Below are 5069 nucleotides of genomic sequence, written 5' to 3'. Positions count from 1 at the left end.
GGGGGGTTCTGCGGCGGTCTCCGCCGCGTTGGTGGGGCGTCCGCCCCCCCCCCATCTTGGGTGCCCCCCCCCCCCCCCGTGGGCCCCGCCCCACCCGGCGCCCCCCCACAGAGGGGGGTGCGACGGGACGTCAGCCTGCAAGTCTTCGCGACCATGCTTCAATCGGCGGCCGTGACATCGGCTTCATCTTCCAGGATCCATCGGCGAGCCTTGACCCGGTGATGCCAATTGGCAAGCAGATCGCCGAGGTCGCCTACACCCACCTCGGCCTCAATTGGCCGCAAGCCTACGCGAAGGCCCAAAACTTGCTTGAACGGGTCCGTCTGCCCGACCCCAATGCGGCTATGCATGCCTTTCCACACCAGCTTTCCGGCGGCCAGAAGCAGCGCGTCGCCATCGCCGCGGCAATCGCGTCCGGCCCGAAACTGCTGATCGCCGATGAGGCGACCAGCGCGCTGGACACCATCGTGCAGGCCGAGATCGTCGCGCTAATTCGGCAATTGGTGGCCGAGGACGGCATGACGCTGTTGTTCGTCAGCCACGACATCGCGCTGGCCGCTGAGCTGGCGGGGCGCATCGCCGTGTTCCGGAATGGCGAATTGATCGAACTCGGTGCGACGGCGCAGGTCGTCAGTGCGCCGCGGCACACTTACACTCGGGCGCTGCTTGACGCTCATCTCGGCCTCGACGCCGAGCCGCTGTTGCAGCGAACATGACCAGTCCTCTGCTCGCCGTTTCCGGCCTGACCAAACGATACCCTCGCGGCGGCAAGATCATTGCCGCGGCAGATAACGTTTCCTTCCACATCGAAGCTGGCGAGACGCTGGCGCTGGCCGGACCTTCAGGCAGCGGCAAGTCGACGATAGCCCGGCTGATGCTGCGGCTCATCGAACCCGACGCCGGCTATATCGAATTTGAAGGCAGCGATTTCCTGTCAATGAACGGCGCTGCCTTGCGCCACCGGCGCGCTCGTCTGCAGATGGTGTTTCAGGATCCGCTCGCCGCCTTAAACCCGCGCGCCACGGTGGCCCGCGTGCTCGACGACCCCTTGCGCATCCACCACATTGCCTCTCGTGCCGAGCGCCCGCGCCGTATCGCCGCTCTGCTGGAACGCGTCGGCCTCAGCCCCGGTCTCGCCGGCCGCGCCATTCACGAAATTTCCGGCGGCCAACGCCAACGCGTCGCAATCGCCCGCGCCATCGCCACAAAACCGTCGCTGGTCGTGCTCGACGAGGCCGTGTCGGCGCTCGACGTTTCGGTGCGCGGGCAGATCCTGCGGCTGCTGCTCGACCTTCAACGCGAGGAGCGCATCGCCTATCTGTTCATTTCGCACGATCTCGGTGTCGTCCGTGCCATCGCCCACCGCGTCGCCATTTTGGACGCCGGGCGCATTGCCGAGAGCGGCGATGCCCGTACCGTCATCGACGCGCCGCAATCCGCGATCGGCAAGGCGCTGGTGGCGGCAGCGCCAAGACTGTCAAGGATCGAACAGGACGCATCATGACCGACGTCGAAGCCCGAGCCGAAAAACTGTCGCGCGAACTCGATTCCGCCTTCCGTAACCGCGCCGATCTCTATCGTCTGTTGCTCGACGAGCTAACCGCGGAAGTTGGCGCGGAAAAGGCTGAGGCTATCATGATCCGCACCATCGAACGGCGCGGCAAGGAGGTTGCGGCGTCGGCCTTCGCCGATTTCGGCCCGAACGACGCACCGGCAATCGGCGAGGCGTTCCTCGCCGTCAGCCCGGATGGCGGCCGCATGTATCCGACCGACGTCGAACGCGGCCAAGGCCGCATCGCCTTCAAGGTCAAGCGCTGTCCGCTGAAGGACGCTTGGGTCGAAGCCGGCGTTGGCGACAAGAAGCTCGCCACGCTCTGCCGCATCGCCGGCGCCTTCGACCGCGGCCTGTTCGAGGCCACCGGAGTGCGCTTCGACAACGTCACCTGGACGCCGGGCCACGGTTCCGGCTGCTGCCACATCGCCTTGACCAACCGGGATGCCGGCTAGAGCTGCAGTTCGAGCCATGTCGGCGAAGACGTAAAGCTCCGTCCCGTTGGGCAGCACAGAGCCAACAAAACCCCCCGGCGCCGCAAGGCAACCGGGGGTTTTGATGTTTGCATTGCGAGGAATTTGGTGCGGACAGGATCTGCCTCGGTGTCCCGCTGTGTCGGCTTCGTTGGTAAGTGTCCGGCCGGAGGCGTCTTTGTGGGTTCATGGCTGTGGCCTCAAACCGTAGGTTCGAGCCACGGCCCAATCAAATCAATCCGAGATTTGTCGGATTGCGGCGTTCTTGTTCGTCTTCTGTAGGGGAATTCCTGGAGGTGAATTATGAGCGAATTGCCGGTAGTCAAAACGCGACGCAAAGGCAAAAACCTTACGCAGAGCATGCTGATCCCAACGGAGAACATGGTCGCAGACGAGCTCCGGGCTGCGCGACCTGGCCACTTGTCGGACCTTGCAGAGTTACGACGTAAGTTCGCGGCAAAATACGGGGCAGACGCCTGCTGCCCAGTGACTGTGCGGCGGCACTTGGTGCATATCAGTCAAGACGGCAGCGCGCCCTTTTGGCGCGTCGTAAATCCCGATCGGCCATTCGCCCGACGTATGAGAGGTGGATCGGAACACATACGCGAAAAATTGGCTGCGGAACGCTGAGTATCCTGTCGCTGCACTTCGGAGCAAACGAAAACGGCCCGCACAAGGCGGGCCGTTTTCGTACTTTGGTTGCGGGGACAGGATTTGAACCTGTGACCTTCAGGTTATGAGCCTGACGAGCTACCGGGCTGCTCCACCCCGCGTCAACTTCACGGCGACCGCCGGCCGGGCAGCCCGGGCTTTTTTGTTTGTCCGTCCTCAAGGCCTTCGGCCTTTGTGGGCGGATGGGGCGCTGCTCCACCCCGCGTCAACCCTAGAAGTAAGCCTTGGCTCACTGAATTCAAGCTTCCGCCAAATGAAAGGGCCGCTTGCGCGGCCCGGAGCCCCGTTGGCGGGCCTGTTCGTAAGGAGAAGATTAAACAACGTGCGCTTGGCAGACCTGGCAGCGACCTACTCTCCCGCGTCTTGAGACGAAGTACCATCAGCGCTGGAGCGTTTCACGGCCGAGTTCGGAATGGGATCGGGTGCAGCCGCTCCGCCATAACCACCAGGTCGGCAAAACGCACGTTGCTCGAGAAGCTGTTTTCTGTGCCATCCATGTCGGCGCAATCCAAGGATTGTCGCCAGAAATGGGCATTAGGAATGAGAACGATCAAGCCGATCGAACTATTAGTACCGGTAAGCTTCAAGCGTTGCCGCTCTTCCACACCCGGCCTATCAACGTGGTCGTCTTCCACGGTTCTCAGGGAATACTCGTTTTAAGGTGGGTTTCCCGCTTAGATGCCTTCAGCGGTTATCCCGTCCGGATATAGCTACCCTGCTATGCGGCTGGCGCCACAACAGGTCCACCAGAGATCCGTCCATCCCGGTCCTCTCGTACTAGGGACAGATCCTTTCAATATTCCTACACCCACGGCAGATAGGGACCGAACTGTCTCACGACGTTCTGAACCCAACTCACGTACCGCTTTAAATGGCGAACAGCCATACCCTTGGGACCTGCTCCAGCCCCAGGATGCGATGAGTCGACATCGAGGTGCCAAACAACCCCGTCGATATGGACTCTTGGGGGTCATCAGCCTGTTATCCCCGGCGTACCTTTTATCCGTTGAGCGATGGCCCTTCCACGCGGGACCACCGGATCACTATGACCGACTTTCGTCTCTGCTCGACTTGTCAGTCTCGCAGTCAGGCAGGCTTATGCCATTGCACTCAGCGAACGATTTCCGACCGTTCTGAGCCCACCATCGCGCGCCTCCGTTACTCTTTAGGAGGCGACCGCCCCAGTCAAACTACCCACCATACATTGTCCCGGACCCGGATAACGGGCCGCGGTTAGACATCCATAGTGATAAGGGTGGTATTTCAAGGGTGGCTCCACCTGAGCTGGCGCCCAGGTTTCAAAGCCTACCACCTATCCTACACATGCCACTACGAATGCCAATGTAAAGCTATAGTAAAGGTGCACGGGGTCTTTCCGTCTAACCGCAGGAACCCCGCATCTTCACGGGGAATTCAATTTCACTGAGTCTATGCTGGAGACAGCGGGGAAGTCGTTACGCCATTCGTGCAGGTCGGAACTTACCCGACAAGGAATTTCGCTACCTTAGGACCGTTATAGTTACGGCCGCCGTTTACTGGGGCTTCGATTCAGAGCTTGCACCCCTCCTCTTAACCTTCCAGCACCGGGCAGGCGTCAGACCCTATACGTCGTCTTGCGACTTCGCAGAGCCCTGTGTTTTTGATAAACAGTCGCTACCCCCTGGTCTGTGCCACCCTCCCATGCTTGCGCATGAAAGGGTCACGCTTCTTCCGAAGTTACGCGTGCAATTTGCCGAGTTCCTTCAGCATAGTTCTCTCAAGCGCCTTGGTATACTCTACCAGTCCACCAGTGTCGGTTTCGGGTACGGTCTATAAGGAGGAGCTATTTCCTGGAACCACGCAGCAGCCCTTTCAATCCGATAAGATTGGACTACCTCAATGATCCGTCACTTCCTCCAGGCCCACGAATATTAACGTGGTTCCCATCGTCTACGCATTTCTGCCTCGACTTAGGGGCCGGCTAACCCTGCTCAGATTAGCTTTAAGCAGGAACCCTTGGACTTTCGGCGGGGGAGTCTCTCACTCCCCTTACGTTACTCATGTCAGCATTCGCACTTCTGATACCTCCACCATCCCTCACGGGTATGGCTTCATCAGCTTACAGAACGCTCCGCTACCGCTTGCATTGCTGCAAACCCTAAGCTTCGGTGTATGGCTTTAGCCCCGTTACATTTTCGGCGCAAAGACCCTTATTTAGACCAGTGAGCTGTTACGCTTTCTTTAAATGATGGCTGCTTCTAAGCCAACATCCTGGTTGTTTTGGGATCCTCACATCCTTTCCCACTTAGCCATAACTTGGGGACCTTAGCTGTAGGTCAGGGTTGTTTCCCTTTTCACGACGGACGTTAGCACCCGCCGTGTGTCTGCCGACT

The 5069-nt window shown here is 60.0% G+C and carries 4 protein-coding genes, 1 tRNA gene and 2 rRNA genes (1 of these 7 cut by a window edge); 4 read left to right on the top strand and 3 right to left on the bottom strand.

The window, feature by feature from the left end; translation table 11 throughout:
• From NKI22_RS30535 to NKI22_RS30520, 4 genes are all read left to right on the top strand, one after another.
• On the top strand, window positions 1-716 hold a 716-nt coding region (locus NKI22_RS30535; protein ID WP_352959596.1), incomplete at its 5' end, for an ATP-binding cassette domain-containing protein.
• Window positions 713-1504: an ATP-binding cassette domain-containing protein gene (locus NKI22_RS30530; protein WP_031195064.1), complete on the top strand. Its 792-nt coding sequence runs from the start codon at window positions 713-715 to the stop codon at window positions 1502-1504. The genes NKI22_RS30535 and NKI22_RS30530, both read left to right, overlap by 4 nt.
• Window positions 1501-2007 carry an L-2-amino-thiazoline-4-carboxylic acid hydrolase gene (locus NKI22_RS30525; RefSeq protein ID WP_023722304.1) on the top strand — a complete coding sequence of 169 codons (507 nt, stop codon included), beginning with the start codon at window positions 1501-1503 and terminating at the stop codon, window positions 2005-2007. The genes NKI22_RS30530 and NKI22_RS30525 overlap by 4 nt, the downstream gene beginning before the upstream one ends.
• A 321-nt stretch (window positions 2008-2328) precedes the next feature.
• On the top strand, window positions 2329-2655 hold the full coding sequence (locus NKI22_RS30520) for a hypothetical protein (protein ID WP_084643056.1): 327 nt from the start codon (window positions 2329-2331) through the stop codon (window positions 2653-2655).
• Between the two features lie 66 nt (window positions 2656-2721).
• Here the strand turns inward: NKI22_RS30520 and NKI22_RS30515 are convergent.
• The 3 genes from NKI22_RS30515 to NKI22_RS30505 form a co-directional block, all read right to left on the bottom strand.
• Window positions 2722-2798, bottom strand: a tRNA-Met gene (locus NKI22_RS30515).
• 234 nt (window positions 2799-3032) lie between these two features.
• Window positions 3033-3147, bottom strand: a 5S ribosomal RNA gene (gene rrf / locus NKI22_RS30510).
• Window positions 3148-3243: 96 nt separating this feature from the next.
• A 23S ribosomal RNA gene (locus NKI22_RS30505) occupies window positions 3244-5069 on the bottom strand; it runs 981 nt beyond the window's last position.

This window comes from Mesorhizobium sp. M0778 (genome assembly GCF_040320105.1).
Lineage (GTDB): Bacteria > Pseudomonadota > Alphaproteobacteria > Rhizobiales > Rhizobiaceae > Mesorhizobium.
Note: the sequence above shows the minus strand (reverse complement) of the source record. Positions and strands in the feature narration are given on the sequence as shown.

Excerpts from the sequence above, each read along its gene's own strand:
- NKI22_RS30530 (WP_031195064.1), top strand. The coding sequence starts at position 713 with ATGACCAGTCCTCTGCTCGCCGTTTCCGGCCTGACCAAACGATACCCT.
- NKI22_RS30525 (WP_023722304.1), top strand. The coding sequence starts at position 1,501 with ATGACCGACGTCGAAGCCCGAGCCGAAAAACTGTCGCGCGAACTCGAT.
- NKI22_RS30520 (WP_084643056.1), top strand. The coding sequence starts at position 2,329 with ATGAGCGAATTGCCGGTAGTCAAAACGCGACGCAAAGGCAAAAACCTT.